The sequence below is a fragment of the Novosphingobium lindaniclasticum LE124 genome, assembly GCF_000445125.1.
GTDB lineage: Bacteria > Pseudomonadota > Alphaproteobacteria > Sphingomonadales > Sphingomonadaceae > Novosphingobium > Novosphingobium lindaniclasticum.
Map to the genome: position 1 here is coordinate 19,470 of NZ_ATHL01000036.1, position 16,845 is coordinate 36,314.

Here is a 16,845-nt window from a genome sequence, read left to right on the forward strand (position 1 = left end):
GTACTATGACCATGATGACCGCCGAACCGGCCCGCGCCCGCGCGGTACTTTCGAACCAGGACTTCAAGCTGCTGCAGGAAGCCGTGCTCTACTACATGCGCGCGCATGAGGACGATCCGGTCAGCTCGACGTATTCGAACCTGTACCATCGGCTGGGAAGCGCCACGCGGCGCTGACTGAACGAACTGCCGGAACACCGCCACCGATAAGGCGGAGACCGGAACCGGCCCCTGGGGGTCGGCAACCTTGAAGCGTTTTCCTGGGGAGGAAAGCCAGCCCGTCGCATTCCGGTGCGGCGGGCTTTTTCGCACTGGTTAGGGCATAAACTCATAAATGGCACCACCGAGGCGTCCAAATGGCGAACAGCTCGGGCCGAGGCGGCCGCCGGGCGGGCGGGCTGCCCCTCCAAGGTCGGTTCGGTTCGAGATGGAAGCCATTTGGGCGTTCCTTCGAATTTAACGCAAAATGGTCCATCGCTTCGTCAGGAAACCTTGAAATACGGAAGTATCCCTGGGGCTTCCTTCCTCGCGCTGAACCATTTTGCCTTCTCGATGGCGCCATTTATGAGTTTACGCCCTAATTTACAGCTTTGCGGCGATGCTGCGGTATCACTCCAGCCCGCCGATTTGCGCCGAGAGAAAAATTAACGCCTTGCAGGCTAAGGAAAACCAAGGGTTGGGGCTCGTTGGCTGGTATGGACATTGCAGAAAGAAAACGAACCCTTAGAAGGCGAAGCACAGCCTGAGACGCTCGACGCCGCCCTGGCGGCCATGTCGCGTGCGGAACGGCGGCTGCGCGAAGCCATCGAAGTGCTGCCGCAAGGCGTGGTCTTTCTGGACGAAGACGGCCGATACCTGCTGTGGAACCGCAAGTACGAGGAGATCTACTGCCGCTCCGCGGACTTGCTGGAGCCTGGTGCCCGGCTGGCGGATACGCTGCGGGTCGGCATCGAGCGCGGGGATTATCCCGAGGCGATCGGCCGCGAGGAGGAATGGCTCCGCCAACGCTTGCGGCTGATCGATGAGCCTGCCGCGCGTCACGAGCAGCGCCTTGCCGATGGGCGCTGCATCCTGATCGACGAGCGCAAGACCGAAGACGGCGGCTCGATCGGCCTGCGGGTCGACATCACCGAGCTCAAGCGCCAGGAAGAGAGCTTCCGCCGGCTTTTCGATCGCAACCCCCTGGCCATGCTGGTTCACGACCCTGAAACGGGCAAGATCCTGAAAGCCAATGCTTCCGCCTGCCGCCTGTTCGGCTTTACGCCGCCGGAGATGGACGGCCTCGACACCCGCCGCGTCTTCTCGGGCGAAGAATGGCCCGCCGCCGCCCGAATGCTCGAAGGCGACACGCCTGCGGGGGATGCCTGCTGGCAGATGGTGAAACGCGGCGGCGAAGCGGTAGAGGCGAACGTTTCCACCCACGTCTCGGTGCTGGACGAACGGCAGGTGACGATCGCGTCGATCTTCGACGTCACCGAACGCAGACGCATCGAGCGGCGCATGGAACACATGGCGCGGCATGACGAACTGACCGGCCTGGCGAACCGGTCGCATTGCCGCGAACGGCTGCGCGATCGGGTCGGAAGCGCCTCTCCGGCCGAGACGGTCACGCTGAGCCTGATCGATCTCGACAACTTCAAGACCGTGAACGACACCTATGGCCACCACTTCGGCGATGCCCTGCTCACCGACGCTGCCCGGCGGATGCGGGAGCTGGTCCCGCCCGGCGCCCTGCTCTGCCGTATCGGGGGCGACGAATTCGCCGTCATTTTCAGCGGGTCGAGCCGCACCCATGCCGAACTCGTCAGCAAGGCGATCGTCGCCAGGCTTTGCGAGCCCTTCCACATCCACGGCAACACCCTGCATATCGGCGCCACCGTCGGCATCGCGGCGGCGCCGTTCGACAGCAGCGACCCCGAAACCTTGATGCGCTACGCCGATCTCGCGCTCTATGCCGCCAAGGCGGAGCGTCGCGGGAGTTGTCGCAGCTTCGAAGTCGCGATGGACGAAGCCGCGCAGGCCAAAAGCCGGCTCGAAACCGACTTGCGCAAGGCCGTCCAGGAGGGCGAACTGGAAGTGTACTATCAGCCCCTGCTCAACCTGGAGACCGGCGCGGTAGAGTGCTGCGAGGCCTTGCTGCGCTGGAACCACGCGGAGCGCGGACAGGTCTCGCCCGAAGTCTTCGTGCCGCTGGCGGAGGAACTCGGCCTGATCGACAAGCTGGGCCGCTTCGTGCTGCAGACCGCCTGCCGCGAGGCGACGCGGTGGCCCGAGCAGATACGTGTCTCCGTCAACGTCTCCCCCGTGCAGTTCCGCAACGGCAACCTGCTGAGCACCGTCATCAATGCCCTGGCCAATTCCGGCCTCGATGCCGGGCGGCTCGAACTCGAGATCACCGAGGCCGTGCTGATGGAGCAAGGTCCCCGTCCCGCCGCGATCATCCGCAACTTGCGCGCCTTCGGCATCGGCATTTCGCTCGACGACTTCGGCACCGGCTATTCCTCGCTGAGCTACCTGCTCAACTACCCGTTCACCAAGATCAAGATCGACAAGTCCTTCATTCTCAATCTGCACGAGGAAGCCAGTTCGCGCGCGGTGATCCGCGCGGTGATCGGCCTGGGCCGCAGCCTGGGCCTGGCCGTCGCGGCAGAGGGGATCGAAAGCGACGTCGAGCGGGAATACTTGCGCTCCGAAGGCTGTACCCAGGGTCAGGGCTTCCTGTTCGGCAGGCCGCAGCCCGGCTCCATGCTGGAGTTTGCCGGGATGTCGTCCCGCAAGACCTGACCGACCCGAAGGAACCGGCCGAATGCTTTGCGATTGAAGAGAAACGCGGGCATCAACCTCTCTCCCGTGCATCCAGGAGCCGTCTTGATGAAGACCATCGCCACCTTGACGATGAACCCTACGATCGACGTGTCCTACGATGTCGGCAAAGTCCGGCACACCCACAAGATGCGCACCGACAACGAGCACTATGCTCCCGGCGGCGGCGGGATCAACGTGGCCCGGGTCTTTGCGCGGCTTGGCGGTCATGCGCGGTGCTTCTATCTCTCCGGCGGTGCGACAGGACCGGCGCTGGACGGTTTGATCGACCTGCATCGACTCGTCCGCACGCGCATCGCCATCGCCGGTCCGACACGGGTCGCCGCCGACGTTCTGGAACACGATACCGGCAAGGAGTATCGCTTCACGCCGGCCGGTCCGCACGTCAGCGAGGCCGAGTGGCAGGACTGCCTCGACCAGCTTGCCGAAGCCGATTGCGACGTCATGGTGCTGAGCGGTTCGTTGCCGCCCGGCGTGCCGGACGACTATTATGCCCGCGTGTCGCGCATGATGCGGCAGCGCGGCCGCCAGGTGGTGCTCGACAGTTCAGGCAAGGCACTGGCGGCCGGGATTGCCGAAGGCGGGCTCCTGCTGATCAAGCCGAGCCAGGGGGAGTTGCAGCAATATGTCGGCCGCAAGCTCGAGGATGTCGCGGCGATCGGCAATGCCGCCATGGAGATCGTCGAAAGCGGCAAGGCCCGCCTCGTCGCCGTGACGATGGGTCACGAAGGCGCGGTTCTCGCGCGCGCGGGCGGCCCGGTGTTCCTGCCCGCGCTCAAGATCGACGCCGCCAGCGCCGTCGGGGCGGGAGACAGCTTCGTCGCGGCGATGGTGCATGCGCTCTGCCGGGGCGACGATGAATTGCAAGCCTTTCGCCGGGGCATGGCGGCCGGATCGGCTGCGGTCCTGCGCGCCGGAACCGACCTGGCGCGTCCGGCCGACATCGAGCGGATGCTGGAGCGGATAGCGCCGCTGTAAGCCTCCCCAGGTCACACGACGATCGCTCGCCCGGCAGACGTCTCCTATGTCCGCGGCCAGCGCCTCGCGCTGGTCGGGAGCCGGATGCGATCCGTCTAATCGGGGAGCGGAAACCAGGCGGCCCGGCCTCGACCAAGTGCTCCAGTCGCCCCGGTCCAAGCGGACGAAGTTCGATCCCGGTTTCATACATCCGCTACCGCTCGCCTGCCGAATCAAGCGGCGTTCATGCAATTCCGCTTTGAGATTGCGCAAAACTGTTGCAGAGTGCTTGGCGAAAGGTCGCTTGCGGCTTTACCGGTGTTGGGAGAGAGCGCGCCGGGAGGGAAGGTAATTTCTTTCCGGCGCGCCGAATCTTCGCTGGTGCAACATTATCCAGACATTCGATTTTATCATCCCCGGCCTGCATTGTGCAGGCCGGGAGATCGCTTCGTCCGCGATTGATCCAGCCTCCTGTTCGCAGATGCAGCAAGCGAACTTGCACCTTTTGCAGCAGAAATTGCCATCACCGATTCGCGCCCCGTCGATCCGCGATTCGGTCAGGCAGCAACAGCCGGGCACGCCCGCGCTTGCCTCTTGCGTCCTGCACGATTAGCCGCAGGCCTCCTTCAGCGGCGGACCACTCTCGATGCAGCGCTCTCTCAAGTCCGCGAAAAGCCAGGCCCGGCTGCTCTGGTCGATCGCCTTTCCCGCCATGCTCACCAATGTCGCCACCGCGCTGTTCGGGCTGGCGGACATGTGGGCGATCGGCCGCCTGGGCGACGCTCCGGCGCAAGGCGCGGTGGAACTCGGCGCCAAGTACATGATGGGTCTGCTCAACGTTTTCAACTTCCTGCGCACCAGCACCGTAGCGCTTACCGCCCAGGGCACCGGACGGGGCGAAGCTGACGGCCAGGCAGAGACGCTTGCTCGCGCCATGGTCGTGGCCATAGGTCTGGGTGCCCTGCTGCTGTGCCTGATGCCGCTGCTGGTTCCGCTCGGCCTCGACCTGCTGGAAGCGCAAGGCCCACTACGCGAAAGTGCCGGAAGCTATATCGGCATCCGCTACTGGGCCGGGCCGCTGTGGCTGGGCAATTGCGTCCTGGTCGGATGGCTGATCGGCCAGCGACTGGTGCGCCATGTCCTGGCGGTCGAGATCGCCGCGAACGTGGTCCACATCGCGCTGGACCTGTTGCTCGTGCTGGTTGCCGGGTGGGGCGTTACCGGCGTTGGGACGGCGACCTTCTCGTCCGAACTGTTCAAGTTCGCGGTTCTCGCCGCTCTGGTGCTGCGCCGTCCCAAAGCGCGCGCCGCCTTCGTGGCGGCGACGCGCCGCGCGACATGGCGGCGCAGCGAGCTTGCCCGCCTCTTCGCCCTCAACCGCGATCTGTTCCTGCGCACCTTGCTGCTGACGGCGGCGCTCCTCGCTTTCGCGCGCAGCGGCGCGCAGGCCGGGCCGGTCACTCTGGCGGCCAACGGCATCCTGTTCCAACTTTTCATGCTGGCGACCCTGCTGCTCGACGGGTTCGAGAGCGCCGCGCAAGTGCTCTGCGGCGAGGCCCTCGGCGCGCAGGACCGGGACCGGTTTCGCGCGACCGTCCGGACGGCGCTGCTGTGGGGCGGGGTCATGGGGCTGGCCGTCACGCTTGCCTATGCCCTTGGGGGAGCGACTCTCGCGGCGGCGTTCAGCACGGATCCGCAGGTGGGGGCGACCGCTGAGGCTTACGCTCCGTGGCTGATCCTGCTGCCGCTCCTGGGCGTATCGGCCTATGTTCTCGACGGGGTCTTCGTGGGTGCGGGGTGGACCAAGGCGATGATGGTCACGATGCTCGCGGCCATGGCGATCTACGGGCTTCTGCTCTGGCTGCTCCATCCCTTCGGCAACCACGGCCTCTGGGCTGCCTTCACCCTGTTCTTCGTGCTTCGCGCGATCGGCCAGCTTGCCGTTCTGCCGCGCCTGGTGCGCCGCAGCTTCGCCGCCTCCTAAGACACACGAAAGCCGCCGACGCCGGAGGAGATGGCGTCGGCGGCTCGCTTGCTTCGGGCTGGACCTTCAGGAGTTCCCGGGGATCAGTGCCCGCCCGAAGCCGGCTTCGCACCGCGCGGGGGTCGCGGCGCAATCCAGATCGTACAGGCTGCGATGAACAGCAGCACGGCGCAAAGCGCGAAGACATGGACGGTGCCGAGCGCCGTCCCCTGCCCCGCTACGAGGTTGGCCAGGGTCTGGCGTGCCTGTTCAGCCGAAAAACCGGCGTTCTGAAGCTGCTCCATCGTCCGCTGCGCCCCGTTCATCGAGGCGGCCATGTCCGCCCCATTGGCGCGCGACATGTCGTCCCAGGTGGTCGTGACCAGGGCCGTGGCGACGGCGCTCGCCAGCGTTCGGCCGAAGTTGGCGATGCCGGCCGCACCGGCTGTCTCGTCCGGACGAACCGAGGCGAGACTGATCGTGGTCAGCGGCACCATGAACAGCGAGACGCCGATGCCCTGCACGAGTTGCGGCCAGGAAATCGTCCAGAACGTCACGTCCGTCGACCAGCTGGTGCGGAAGATCGCGCACATGCCGATCCAGGAAATGCCAAGGAACACCAGCAAGCGCGGATCGAAGCGTTGCATCAGCTTGGGCACGAAAGGCGAGGCCACCACCGCCAGCACGCCGGAGAAGGCCATGGCCTCGCCCGCCTGGGTGGCGGTGTAGCCCATCGAAGTCTGGAGCCACTGCGGGATGATGACCACCGAGGCGAAGTACGTGCCGAAGGCGATGGTCAGCGAGAAAGTCGCCGCGGAAAATCCCCGGTGCCGGAAGACCTTGAGGTCCACCACCGGATGTTCCTCGGTCAGTTCCCAGATGATGAAGGCGATGAAGAAGATCGCCGCGATCACCGCCAGCGCGACGATGAAGGGCGAGCCGAACCAGTCGTGCTCGCGGCCGAGGTCGAGCATCATCTGGAAGGATGCGACCCAGGCGATCAGCAGGCCCAGCCCCACCACGTCGATCGGCAGCTTGCGGGTCGGCGTCTCCACGCCGCGCAGCATGGTGAAGAGGCCGAAGAAGACTACGATCACGATCGGTACGTTGATGAAGAAGATCCATTCCCACGACCAGTTGTCGGAGATGTAGCCGCCGACGATCGGTCCGGCGATCGGCGCGGTGACGACGGTCATCGCCCACATGGCCATGGCGCGGGGGTGCATGTGCTTGGGGAAGATCCGCAGCAGCAGGGTCTGCGTCAGCGGCATCAGCGGGCCGCCGCAGAAGCCCTGCCCCAGGCGGAACACGACCAGCAGCGGGAAAGTATGCGCGATGCCGCAAAGCGCCGAGAACAGGCCGAAGCCCACCAGCGAGAGCAGGAACACGCGCAAGCTGCCGAAGCGCCCGGCAAGCCAGCCCGTCAGCGGCACGCAGATCGCCTCGGCCACGGCATAGGACGTGATCGCCCAGGTGCCGTTGGTGACCGAGACACCCAGGCCGCCGGAGATGTGCGGGATCGAGACGTTGGCGATCGTCAGGTCGAGCACGACGACGAAATTGGCCATCGCCAGCAGGAAGCCGGCGATGAGCAACTTCGCTCCCGTGAACGTGACGTCGCTTGCCCCGGCAGCCTCGGCCGCCGGTGCAGCAGGAGCGCCGGCCATCAGTCGGCGTCCGTCAGTTCGATCTCGGCGTCCATCGACAGGCCGATGCGCAGCGGATGGGCCTGAAGCTCCTTGGGATCAAGCTCGATACGGACGGGCAGTCGCTGGACTACCTTGATCCAGTTGCCGGTCGCATTCTGCGCGGGGATCAGCGAGAAGGCGGAGCCGGTGCCACCGGCGAAGCCGATCACCTTGCCATGATAGACCACGTCGCCGCCGTAGAAATCGGACTTGAGCGTGGCGCTCTGGCCGGGGCGGACCTTGCCGAGCTGGGTTTCCTTGAAGTTCGCGTCAACGAAGAGATGGCCGACTGGAACCACGGTCATCGCCACGCCGCCGGCCTGGACCTTCTGGCCGACCTGAATGGCCCGCTTGGCGATCACGCCGTCGATCGGGGCGCGGACGATAGTGCGTTCGAGGTCCAGCTTCGCCTGATCCAGCTTGGCCTGGGCCTGGCGGATTTCCGGCGCCGTGGTGTCGCTCGTGCCCTTGGTGAGCGCGACGGCGGCGTCTTCCTGGCGGCGAGCGCTGACGGCGGCGGCCTGCATCTGGGCGAGCATGGCGCGGGCCTCGCTGGCCGAGGCCTGCGCCGAGACAAGCTGCTGGCGCGCGGTCGTCAGTTCGTCACCCGAAACGGCACCGCTGCCGACCAGCGCCTGTCGGCGGGCGAAGTCGGTCCTGGCCTTGGTCAGGGTCGCCTCGGCCGAGGCCACGCTGGCCTTGGCGGAGTTGATCTGGGCTTCGCTGGCATCCGCCGAAGCGCCGAGCGCCCGGTTCTGCGCCAGCGACTGGCCGTAGCGGCGCTGCGCCGCGGCGAGTTCCGCCTCGGCCTGGGCAAGCGCGATGCGCTGGTCCGAATCCTCGATGCGGAACAGCAGCTGGCCCTTGCGGACGGGCTGGGTATCGGTGACGAGCACTTCGACCACACGGCCCGAAGTCAGCGGAGTCACTTGCGCATTATCACCGCCGACGTAGGCATTGTCCGTCGAGACCGAGCGGCTGCCGATGAAGGTGTCGTAGGCGAAGTAGAGCAGGCCGATCGCCGCGACGCCCACGGCAAGGCCGATCAGCAGCGGCTTGCGCTTGCTCTTGCCAAGCACGCTCCCGGAGCCCTGCTCGTTGTTCTGTTCGTCACTCATCACTCGGGAGCCTTCTTGCTTGAAATGTCTTCGTAACCGCCACCCAGCGCGCGCTTGAGCGCGACTTCGCTGGCGAGGGTCCGGAAATGGGCATCGACGGCGGCCTGCCGCGCATCGAGAGCGGTGGTTTCGGCGCTCAGCGCGTCGAGATAGTTGCCGAGGCCGCCCTTGTAGCGCTTCATTGCGATGTCGTAGGCGCGAGCCGACTTGTCGCGCGCATCGGCCGAAGCCTGCTCCTGCTCGGCTGCGGCATTGCGGGTTGCCAGCGCATCCGCCACATCCTGAAGCGCCCCGATCACGGTGCCGTTGTAGTCCGCAACGGCCAGATCGTAGGCGCCGCGCACGCGGGTATACTCGCCCTTGAGGCGGCCGCCCTGGAAGATCGGCAGGCTGATCGCGCCGCCTGCGTTGCCGTAAGTCGAGCCGCTCTTGAACAGGTTCGACAGCCCGAGCGACTGGAGCCCGAACAGCCCGCTGATCGAAATGTCGGGGAGGAAGGCGGCCTTGGCGGCATCGATCCGCTTGCCGGCACCTTCCGCGCGCAGGCGCGCGGCGACGATGTCCGGGCGGCGGCCGACGAGACCGATCCCGGCATCGGCGGGAACCGGCGTGACCGGCAGGCTGGTGATCGAAGTGGGCACGATGGCAAGGCCGCGATCCGGCCCGGCGCCGAGCAGCGCCGCAAGCGCATGGCGGCGCAGCAGGATCTGCTCGTCATTGGCCGAAAGCTGGGCCCGGGCCGAGGCCGCCAGCGATTCCGACTGGCGCAGCGGCAGTTCGCTGTCGAGGCCCTGCCGGTTGCGCTGGTCGCTGAGCGTGACCATCGCCTCGCGCGCCTTCACCGCTTCCTTCAGCGCCTCGCCCCGCGCCACCAGGCGGGCAAGGTCGAAGTAGGAGGAGACCACGTTCGAGGAGATCATCAGCTCGGCCTGGCGGGCGTCCGCCTCGGCGGCGTACTGCTCCGACGTCGCGGCGGCGAGCTGCTTGCGGTTCCTGCCCCAGAGGTCGAGGTCGAAATCGCCCGACAGTGCCAGATCGCCGGTGCTCTTCCAGCCTTTGGGCACGAACTCGGCCGGAATACCGTTGTTGTAGCTTTGCTTGGTCCCGCCGGCGGAGCCCTGCCCGTTGAGGGTCGGCAGCGTCGAGGCTCCGGCGACCAGTGCGGCGCCGCGCGCCTGCAGGATGCGAGCCTGAGCCTGGGCCACGTCGGGCGAACTGGCCAGCGCCTCTGCCACCAGCGCATCGAGCTGGGCGTCGCCATAGGCGGTCCACCACTGCTGCTGCGGCCAAGCGGCATCGTTGGTGGCCATCAACGACTGCGTGCTGTCCAAGGTTGCAGGAGCCCGCATCTGCGGCTTCGGCCCGAGGTCGGGCACGGCGCAGGCGGACAGCGAAAGGCCTACGGTCAGCATGGAAGCTGCCGCGACTCGGGAGATAGTGATCGTACTCATCGGTACAGTTTTTATCGGACCGCGCCTTGCATCTGTCAACGTAAAAGTGTACCAGCCAGTACCACTATGACAGAAAATATGGGCAAGAGAGAACTCAACAAGGCGAAGAAGCGGGCGGCGATCGTGGAGGTGGCGACAAGATCCTTCTTCGATCGCGGCTATGCCGCCACTACGATGTCCTCCATCGCAGACGAACTGGGCGGCTCGAAGGCGACGCTATGGGCGCACTTCGGATCGAAGGAGGACCTTTTCGCGGCCGTGGTAGACAACAAGGTGGATAGCTTCGCGCAGGATGTGAACGAAGTGCTGACAGGTCAGACATTCTCGTTCCCCGCGCTGCGGCGTGCCTGCCTGCGCTTCATCGACTGCCTGCTGCGCGAGAATTCAGTGCAGCTGTTCCGCCTCGTCGTGAGCGAGGGCGAGCGCTTTCCGGAAATCAACGAGATGTTCTACGAGCGCGGTCCCCAGCGGTTTCGCGGCTGCGTGACCGAATTCTATGCGACCCAGTTCACCCAGGAAGAAGCCGAGCGGCTGACGCAGGTGACGGTATCCGCGCTCGTGGGCTATCGTTCGGACATTCTCATGCGGCCCCGGCGCCCTACCCTCAAAGAGCGCGAGGCTTTCGTAGACGACCTGATCGGCCTGATCGACTGGCCCCGCGCGCCTTGCCCGCAAGCCGGGCGAGCCGCCGGAATGGCTTGACCCCGGCGCATCGGAATAGGAAATGGCGGGCATGGAAAACAGCCCCGCCCTTTCGCCGATCCTCGTCGTCACCACCGGCGGCACGTTCGACAAGCAGTATTTCGATGCGCTCAGCGAATATCAGATCGCCGAAAGCGTGATCGACAAGCTGCTCAAGATCGCGCGGGTCGCGCATCCGGTGCGGGTGGTGGAACTGATGCGCAAGGACAGCCTGGAACTGACCGACGAAGACCGCGCCGCGATCCGCACCATCGTCGCATCCGCGCCCGAGACTCATGTCGTCATCACCCACGGTACCGACACCATGACCGAGACGGCCAAAGTGCTCGCGGACCTGCGGGGCAGGACGATCGTGCTGACGGGCGCGCTTGCCCCGGCCCGTTTTGCCGAAAGCGATGCGGCGTTCAATCTCGGCATGGCCTTCGCCTGCTGCCAGTCGGCGGCAAACGGCGTATGGATCACCATGAACGGCTCGGTTTTCAACGGCCTCAAGGTGCGCAAGGACCGCGGCGCGGGCAAGTTCGTCACGCTCTGACACGCAATAGCGCCGATCGAACGCAGCGCCGGCCCTGATGAATAAGGGCAAACCCGGAAAGCCTCCTTCGTCTCGCGCAAACGGCTGCACCCTAGACGGGATTGCGGAAGGCCGATCGCCGCGTCGCCGATGAACGCGCACGACCTCCCGGTCGCACGGTAACGCCGCCTCCCTTCCCGGGATGTCGGTCTTTGCACTGCGAAGGGACTTGTCGTGACGGTAGCGCTCCAGAACCAGGCCGATGTGCATGTCGCACTGACCCATGCGCCGATCGGCGCCATGATCATCGACCGGTCCGGCGTGATCTCCTGGGCCAACCCTGCACTGGCGGCGATGCTGGGAGAGAACGATCCGGCGGCCCTTCGGCTCACCCTGGCTTTCGTGTGGCTGTCCCAAGGCGATGCCGAACTGCTCCAGCAGATGCTGGAAGTCTTCTTCGCCGCCCCGGTCGAGGCCCGGCCCTCCTGGACACGGGTGGTCAGGATCAAGGCGCTGGAAGGCATGGAGCAGACCGTGGAACTGACGCTCGCCTCGTCCCCCGGCGAGTTCGACAAACGCGCGATCCTCTATTTCCAGAGCCTCACCCGCCAAGCCGTCGCCGAAAAGCGCTTTTCCCAGATCTTCGAGAACCTGCCGCTCGGCGCCCTCGTCGTCGACAGCCGGCAGCGCATCGTCCAGGTCAATGCCGCGCTCGCGGCCGAGTTCGGTTATCCGCGCGAAGACCTGGTCGGCCAGCCTCTGGAGACGCTGCTGCCTCCCCGCTACCGCGAAGCGCATCGCGAACATGCCGCAGGCTACGTCCAGGCCCCCAGTTCGCGCATGATGGGGTCCGGCCGCGATCTCACCGGTCTTCATCGCTCCGGGCAGGAGATCCCCATCGAGATTGCGTTGACCAAGCTCGAAAACGGCGCGCAACCGATGTTCATGGCCATCGTCAGCGACATTTCCTCGCGCAAGCGGGGCGAGAGCGCGCTCCAGCAGACGAATGCGCAACTGGAAGAATTCACGTATGTCGCCAGCCACGACTTGCGCTCGCCGCTGCGCGGCATCGCCGACCTCGTCACCTGGATCCGCGAGGATCTGAGCGACGTCGCGCTGCCGGAGGACGTGCAGCACAACTTCGAACGGATTTCCCTGCGGATCGCCCGCGCCGAGCGGATGATCGACGACTTGCTCGACTACGCCCGCGCCGGTGTGCGCGAACGCCATACCGAGGCGATCTCCCCCGCCGAACTGGTCGAGGAGGCGCTGGGCCTCGCCCTCGTCCCGGACAGCTTTTCGGTCGAAGTCGATATTCAGGGCGGCGACATCATCGCCCCGCGCGCGCCGCTGGCGACCTCGCTGCGCAATCTCATCGGCAATGCCGTAAAGCACCACGGCAGCCGCGTCGGCCGCATCCGCATCGCCATGCGCGAGGAAGGTCGCTTCTCGGTCTTCACCGTCGACGACGACGGCGAGGGCATCACGCCCGGCAACGAGGAGCGCATCTTCAAGCTGTTTCACCGGGCCTCCCCCGGCACCAGCGGCGACGGCGTCGGTCTCGCCTTCACCCGGCGCATGATCAACGCCCATGGCGGCATGGTCACCGTCCGCTCGCCCGGCGCGCTTGGCGGTGCTTCGTTCGAAATCCACTGGCCCCGGATCCTGCTGAAGGAGAACGAGGATGACTGACGACAAAGGTACGACCACCCTTGTCCGGGACAGCGCGCGGTTCGACTATACGGTGCTCGTCGTCGATGACGACGACGTCGCGCTCGAAGGCGTCCTGCGTAGTTTCAGGCGCTACAGCGTTCCGTGCCGCAGCGAGGTGGCCGCGGATGGCCGCGAAGCCCTGGAGATCCTGCGCGGGCGCCATCCCGGCAAGCATGTCGACACGCCGGTGATCGTCCTGCTCGACCTCAACATGCCGAACATGGACGGGTTCCAGTTCCTGGAAGAACTCCGCGCCGACGCCGAACTGAAGCGCACGGTGGTGTTCATCCTCAGCACCAGCTCGCGCGATCAGGACCGTTCGCGCGCCTACGACGAGCATGTCGCCGGCTACATGGTGAAGTCCGCCGTCGGCCCGCAGTTCGCCCAACTCGCCCAGTTCATCACCAAGTACGCGACGACCCAGAACCTGCCTTGAAGCAGGCCCCTCCGAACCCAGCCCTGAGCCAGCCTCACGGCCCGTCCAACCTCGAAGGATTTCAGATCGATGGAATATATGCACAACGGCAAGACCGAGATCCAGGCCCTGGTGGTGGACGACGACGATGTCGACCGGGAACGCCTGATCCGCATGCTCCAGCGCGGCCCGCGCCCGATCAACGTGATCGAGGCCAGTTCGCAAGCCGAGGCGCTTCAGATCATCCGCCATGCCGAGCCTTCGCTCGACATCGTCTTCCTCGACTTCGGACTTTCGGACGGTGACGGCCGTGACCTCGTGCCGACGATCCGCGCCGAAGTGGATCAGGATTGCCCGATCGTGGCAGTCACCGGCAATGTCGACGAACAGGTGGCGGCGGATTCGATCAAGGCCGGCATGACGGAATACCTCACCAAGCGCGCGCTTTCGCCCGAGCGGGTCGCCGCCTCGGTCGAGGAAGGCATCGCCTGGCGCAAGTATCGGCAGGACCTTCGGCGCACGGAGGAGGAATTGACTCATCGCAGCCTCCACGATCCCCTGACCGACCTGCCCAACCGCACCCTGCTGTTCGACCGCCTCGGTCAGGCCTGCGCCCGCGCCCGGCGCAACGGCGGCTCCTTCGCGGTGATGATGATCGACCTCGACCGCTTCAAGGAAATCAACGACAACTTCGGCCATGCCGCCGGCGACGTGGTGCTCACCACCGTAGGTCGGCGGCTGCGCGGCCATCTGCGCGAAGTCGATACGGTGGCGCGTCTGGGCGGCGACGAGTTCGCGCTCCTGCTCCAGGACGTGCCCGACTACGACACAGCGACGGCGCTCGCCGGCAAGCTGGCGCGCGTGATCGAGCAGCCCGTCGTCCACGAGAACCGCATCCTCCATGTCGGCGCCTCGATCGGCATCGCCATGTGCCCGCAGCGCGGCTATACGCCGACCGGCCTGCTCTCCGCCGCCGACGACGCCATGTATGCCGCCAAGCGCGGGCTAGACAAGCTGGTAGCCAGCCGCGACAACCTGCCCGCCGCCCCGACTTTCGATCCCAAGGACATGCTGGAGGAGATCGACCAGGCGATCTCGCACGATGCGCTGGAATGGCACTGGCAGCCCAAGGTGGACTTGCGCGACGGGCGCGTGCTCGGCTTCGAGGCGCTGGTACGCTGGCGGCACCCCCGCAGCGGCAATATCCCCGCAGACCAGCTCATCCGCACCGTCGAGCAGTCGCCCCTGCTGGAGACCTTCACCAACCAGTGTCTCGACACCGTGCTCTCGCAGTTCGCGCGCATCCAGCACAAGGTCGATGGCGCCGCCATCGCCATCAACGTCTCGGCCCGCATGCTGGAACGGCCGACGTTCGTGGACAGCGTGGTCGAACTGATCGAGTGCCACCGCATCGCCCCGGAACGGGTGACGCTGGAACTCACCGAAACCGCGCTGATCACCAATCCCTCGCAGGCCAAACGGGTGATCGAGCGGCTGCACGAGCACAAGATCCCGCTCTCGATCGACGATTTCGGCGCCGGGTTCACCTCGTTCGGCTACTTGCGTGAATTCGCCATCAGCGAGATCAAGATCGACCGCTCGTTCATCTCGCGCTTCACGGAAAGCCGGTTCGACCAGTCACTGGTGAACAGCCTTGTGGTGCTCTGCGAAAGCCTGGGCATTCCGCTGGTGGCAGAGGGTGTGGAAACGCCGGAGACGCAGGAACTGCTGGTCTCGCTGGGCTGCAACGCCGGGCAGGGCTACGGCATCTGCAAGCCGATGCCCTACGACGACGTGCTCGACTGGATGGACACCTGGCGCAACCAGGCGCCGATGATCCGGCAGGTCAACGCCTGAGACCTCTCGTCAACGGGAGCGCGAACCGCGCCCCCGGCGACACCTGCCCGGTCGCGCCCAGCGTCACGGCAGCGGTCACAGCGGCGCTCACAGCGGCGGTCGCAGGTTCGCGGCGCGGGAGGGGCGAAAGAAGCCTACGTTGCCAGGGGCATGGCCCCACCGCGCGAGACGGTCGCCACGTTGCCGGCGATCCAGATAGAACCCTCGGCGTCCTCGCGGCACCGTATCCGCCCCGCGGCGCCGACCTTGCGGCCCTGAGCCGCGACGTAATCGCGCTGCGCCAGACCCGCCGCGAAGAGATATTGCGCCACGGCCGCATTGAGACTGCCGGTGACCGGATCCTCGCAGACCCGCCCCGCCGCATCGGCGAAGAAAGCGCGCAGTTCCCACTGTGCTTCGTCGCCGGGCTTGCAGGGGCCCAGCAGTGCGACATCCGTGGGAATAGGCGCGCGCGGGACCGGCTCCGCCGCCAGCACCGCCTCGGCGGACACCAGGTGGAGGAGCTTCCAGCCCGGCCCGTTGGAGGCATGGACACCGGCCACGACATCCCGCGCATCGACGCCGCAGAGACGGATGGTCTCCGCCAGATCTAATGCATCGAGCGGCCCGGACCGCACCAGCGGCGGCGCCCGAAAGGCAAGCTCCTCGCCCTCCTGCCGCACCTCGACAAGGCCGATACCGCATTCCTGCATGACTTGTCCCGGCACTTTGGGAGAGCCTCCGGCAGCGAGCCAGGCATGGGCGCTGCCAAGCGTGGGGTGACCCGCGAAAGGCAGTTCGCCGGCCGGATAGAAGATCCTCACCCGGTAGTCGGCCGCCGGGTCTACCGGTGGCAGCAGGAACGTGGTCTCCGAAAATCCCAGCCAGCGCGTGATGCGCAGCATCGTCCCGGCATCCAGATCCTCGCCCCCGCGCACGACGGCCAGCGGATTGCCGCTCAGCGGCCCGGTCGCGAAGACATCCACCAGATCGAGTTGCATCATGCACTTGGTCCTTTCGTTCCGGCCAGCCGGGTGCAATGATCCCGGCGCGATTGCGCTCCGCTGCGGGCGCGCCCCGGTTTCTGCCGTGGTTCATTCGGGGTTCTGGAGCAAGGGTGCATGCTGATCGTTATCGATTTCGCATTTTCGCTTTTCGGAAGGATAGATCGATGAAAAAGATCCTGATGGCTCTGGCGATGGCCATGGCCGTCGCCCCAATGGCCGCTCCGGTTTCCGCCGATCCGCCGCACCGCTACGACCGCGACCGCTATGACCGCGACCGCTATGACCGTGGCCACGATCGCGGCCGCTACGACCGCAACCGGGGCTACAACCGCAACGTCTACGATGCGCGCGGCCGCTACCGCGAACCCCGCCGTCTCGGCAGGAACGACCGCGTATGGCGCGGCGGCGACGGGCGCTATTATTGCAAGCGGGACAACGGCACGACGGGCCTGATCATCGGTGCCGGCGCCGGTGCCCTGGCCGGTCACCAGATCGCGGGGCGCGGCGACCAGACCCTGGGCGCGATCATCGGCGGCGTTGCCGGCGGCCTGCTCGGGCGCGAAATCGACCGGGGCGGCGTGAAGTGCCGCTGACCTGAGTCGGTTGGTCTGGATGCATGAAGGCGCGCCGCTCGCACGAGCGGCGCGCCTTCTTCATTT

General features: G+C 66.1%; 14 protein-coding genes. 10 read left to right on the top strand and 4 right to left on the bottom strand.

The genetic code is table 11. From position 1 onward, the window contains the following. The first annotated feature begins 5 nt into the window (after window positions 1-5). From L284_RS48365 to L284_RS28990, 4 genes are all read left to right on the top strand, one after another. Window positions 6-176, top strand: a complete 171-nt coding sequence (locus L284_RS48365) for a hypothetical protein (RefSeq protein ID WP_021232792.1) — start codon at window positions 6-8, stop codon at window positions 174-176. Window positions 177-701: 525 nt separating this feature from the next. After that, entirely contained in the window at window positions 702-2,783 is a 2,082-nt protein-coding gene (locus L284_RS28980; RefSeq protein WP_021232793.1) for a putative bifunctional diguanylate cyclase/phosphodiesterase, read from the top strand. An 87-nt stretch (window positions 2,784-2,870) separates the two neighbouring features. Next, entirely contained in the window at window positions 2,871-3,800 is a 930-nt protein-coding gene (locus L284_RS28985; RefSeq protein ID WP_021232794.1) for a 1-phosphofructokinase family hexose kinase, read from the top strand. A gap of 625 nt (window positions 3,801-4,425) precedes the next feature. After that, window positions 4,426-5,763: an MATE family efflux transporter gene (locus L284_RS28990; RefSeq protein ID WP_021232795.1), complete on the top strand. Its 1,338-nt coding sequence runs from the start codon at window positions 4,426-4,428 to the stop codon at window positions 5,761-5,763. An 83-nt stretch (window positions 5,764-5,846) separates the two neighbouring features. Here L284_RS28990 and L284_RS28995 read toward each other — a convergent pair whose 3' ends face one another. From L284_RS28995 to L284_RS29005, 3 genes are read right to left on the bottom strand one after another with little or no spacing between them, the layout of a single operon-like run. Then, window positions 5,847-7,409 carry a DHA2 family efflux MFS transporter permease subunit gene (locus L284_RS28995; RefSeq protein ID WP_021232796.1) on the bottom strand — a complete coding sequence of 521 codons (1,563 nt, stop codon included), beginning with the start codon at window positions 7,407-7,409 and terminating at the stop codon, window positions 5,847-5,849. Beyond that, window positions 7,409-8,548 carry an HlyD family secretion protein gene (locus L284_RS29000; protein ID WP_021232797.1) on the bottom strand — a complete coding sequence of 380 codons (1,140 nt, stop codon included), beginning with the start codon at window positions 8,546-8,548 and terminating at the stop codon, window positions 7,409-7,411. The genes L284_RS28995 and L284_RS29000 overlap by 1 nt, the downstream gene beginning before the upstream one ends. Next, complete coding sequence (locus tag L284_RS29005) at window positions 8,548-9,999, bottom strand: efflux transporter outer membrane subunit (protein ID WP_031341543.1); 1,452 nt, start codon at window positions 9,997-9,999, stop codon at window positions 8,548-8,550. The genes L284_RS29000 and L284_RS29005 overlap by 1 nt, the downstream gene beginning before the upstream one ends. 78 nt (window positions 10,000-10,077) lie before the next feature. On the opposite strand from L284_RS29005, the gene L284_RS46775 reads away from it, so the two are divergent. The 5 genes from L284_RS46775 to L284_RS29025 all read left to right on the top strand — a co-directional run bounded on the left by L284_RS46775 (window position 10,078) and on the right by L284_RS29025 (window position 15,200). Further along, entirely contained in the window at window positions 10,078-10,701 is a 624-nt protein-coding gene (locus L284_RS46775) for a TetR/AcrR family transcriptional regulator (RefSeq protein WP_235054304.1), read from the top strand. 31 nt (window positions 10,702-10,732) lie between these two features. Then, a complete protein-coding gene (locus L284_RS29010) occupies window positions 10,733-11,236 on the top strand; it encodes an asparaginase domain-containing protein (protein WP_031341545.1) in 504 nt (167 codons plus the stop codon). A gap of 213 nt (window positions 11,237-11,449) precedes the next feature. Further along, entirely contained in the window at window positions 11,450-12,907 is a 1,458-nt protein-coding gene (locus L284_RS29015) for a sensor histidine kinase (protein WP_021232801.1), read from the top strand. Beyond that, window positions 12,900-13,364: a response regulator gene (locus tag L284_RS29020; protein ID WP_021232802.1), complete on the top strand. Its 465-nt coding sequence runs from the start codon at window positions 12,900-12,902 to the stop codon at window positions 13,362-13,364. The genes L284_RS29015 and L284_RS29020 overlap by 8 nt, the downstream gene beginning before the upstream one ends. Before the next feature lie 69 nt (window positions 13,365-13,433). Further along, entirely contained in the window at window positions 13,434-15,200 is a 1,767-nt protein-coding gene (locus tag L284_RS29025) for a putative bifunctional diguanylate cyclase/phosphodiesterase (RefSeq protein ID WP_021232803.1), read from the top strand. A 134-nt stretch (window positions 15,201-15,334) separates the two neighbouring features. Here L284_RS29025 and L284_RS29030 read toward each other — a convergent pair whose 3' ends face one another. Next, entirely contained in the window at window positions 15,335-16,180 is an 846-nt protein-coding gene (locus L284_RS29030) for a PhzF family phenazine biosynthesis protein (protein ID WP_031341546.1), read from the bottom strand. Window positions 16,181-16,350: 170 nt separating this feature from the next. Here L284_RS29030 and L284_RS29035 point away from each other — a divergent pair, with 170 nt between their 5' ends. Then, window positions 16,351-16,779, top strand: coding sequence for a glycine zipper 2TM domain-containing protein (locus tag L284_RS29035; protein ID WP_021232805.1), 429 nt, complete (start codon window positions 16,351-16,353; stop codon window positions 16,777-16,779). Window positions 16,780-16,845 lie beyond the last annotated feature (66 nt).